Genomic DNA, 1,850 nt, shown 5'->3' with positions numbered 1-1,850 from the left:
ATGCACTACTCACTGTTGCTGGTACGATATTATTAAAAAGAGAAATTTTGTTTTGTATATCCATTGATTTTGCTATGCCTTGAATATAGCTCATCTTTAGCGCTTCTAATGATATTGACATTTTATCTCCTTTATTGAATTTTATTTCGTCAAAAACATATCGGTATATCAAATATTTTTGGTAATTTTTTTATTCTTACTTAAATGCGTTTAATCGCAATATTTAAAATTGTATCACTGATTTGTATAATTATGGTAAAAATTGCCAAGTAACATATATAAATGCACATAAATTTTTAATTAAATATTAAAAAAAGGACAAGTTACTTTTGTCCTCGGAGTAAAATAATCAATAACTTGCGTTATCGCTCGTCGTGATGGGTATATCGAACGATGGATGAAACACCCTTCGACATGCCAAAAGGGCACAAGTGCTCAGGGCGAACGGGATCATATGTTTTGAATCAGAGTTATGCAAGAAGTCTATTATTAAAGTTACTATTGGGTAACACAATTCGTCGCGGAACACTAATTGCTTTACTTTAAGTATTAATAATCAAAAGGGTAATCATGCAGTATGATGTAAAATCAACGATATTAGGATTTGATCAAGTAACCAAAGTAGAGTTAACACCTATTGATGAGATGTTTTCTATGCTAAAAAGTTGTGACGAAAGTGCCGTCAGTTTCACACTTGTGAATCCTTATCTATTGCGTGAATACTCTTTTGATCTTCCTGTCTCGATTCGAGTTTTACTCGACATTAACGAAGATTCAAAGGTAGTGGTATATAATATCGCCGTTATTCAAGATCCGCTCGATGAATCGTGCATCAACTTCCTAGCTCCGCTTATTTTTAATCAAGACAACGCGACTATGGCACAAGCGGTATTAGATGTGAAAAATCACCCCGGTCTCGGTTTAGCCGAACCGATCAAAAAATTTAAATCATAATTTAGCCTCATATTATAGGGGCTTTAAGGAGCCTCTTGCCTCTCTCTCGTCTCAACGATCAGCAATATACCGCCGCAACCGCCCCTTATGGACATAACCTTATTATCGCTTCGGCAGGGACGGGGAAAACCTCTACGATTGTGGGGCGTATCGCCTATCTGATTTCCAAAAACGTCAAACCCGAAGAGATTTTACTCCTCACCTTTACCAACAAAGCCGCAGCTGAGATGGTGGAGCGGGTAGCGGCGTTTTTCGGTCGCGAAATCGCCTCTAAAATCGATGCGGGGACATTTCATGCGGTGAGTTACCGATGGCTCAAACGCAAAGAGGGAAAAGTCGTCCTCAAACAGCCGCGTGAACTCAAAACCCTTTTTCGAAGCGTCTATGAGAAACGGACATTCAGCCACATCGACTGCGCGACCTCGGCGTACGGTGCCAACTATCTCTATGATGTTTATTCGTTTTATCAAAATACTGAGATGAATGTCAATTTTGAAGAGTGGATTTTGACCCGTCAGGATGAACACGCGGTGTATGCGGCCATTTATGCCGATATCATCGATGAGTTTGAAGCGTTGAAAAAAGAGTACGGGTTTGTCAATTTCAACGACTTACTGCTTCATATGCGTGCTTTGGCATTGGAGAGCGATTTGGGGTACAAAGAGGTCTTGATCGACGAGTACCAAGATACAAATGCTCTTCAGGGGACACTGATCAACGCTATGCGTCCGCCGTCGCTCTTTTGTGTCGGAGATTACGACCAGAGTATTTATGCCTTTAACGGTGCCGATATCTCTATTATCGGCTCATTCACGACCAATTTCCCAGATGCCGAGGTCTATACCCTCAACAAAAATTACCGTTCGACCGTTCCGATCCTCTCGCTAGCCAACACC

2 protein-coding genes are annotated in these 1,850 nt (G+C 40.5%); both read left to right on the top strand.

The window, feature by feature from the left end; genetic code table 11:
* Positions 1-570: 570 nt before the first annotated feature.
* Positions 571-954 (top strand): flagellar assembly protein FliW, encoded by a 384-nt coding sequence (gene fliW, locus WA010_RS12245; protein ID WP_422557399.1) that lies wholly within the window; start codon positions 571-573, stop codon positions 952-954.
* Positions 955-989: 35 nt separating this feature from the next.
* Positions 990-1,850: UvrD-helicase domain-containing protein (locus tag WA010_RS12240; RefSeq protein ID WP_422557398.1), on the top strand; the 861-nt coding region annotated here is incomplete at its 3' end.

It is taken from the genome of Sulfuricurvum sp., assembly GCF_049305995.1.
Lineage (GTDB): Bacteria > Campylobacterota > Campylobacteria > Campylobacterales > Sulfurimonadaceae > Sulfuricurvum.
The sequence above is the reverse complement of the archived record's forward strand: the minus strand, read 5'-3'. Positions and strand labels throughout refer to the sequence as shown.

What these genes read in the sequence shown, in the direction of transcription:
- fliW (WP_422557399.1), top strand. Translation starts at nt 571, where the DNA reads ATGCAGTATGATGTAAAATCAACGATATTAGGATTTGATCAAGTAACC.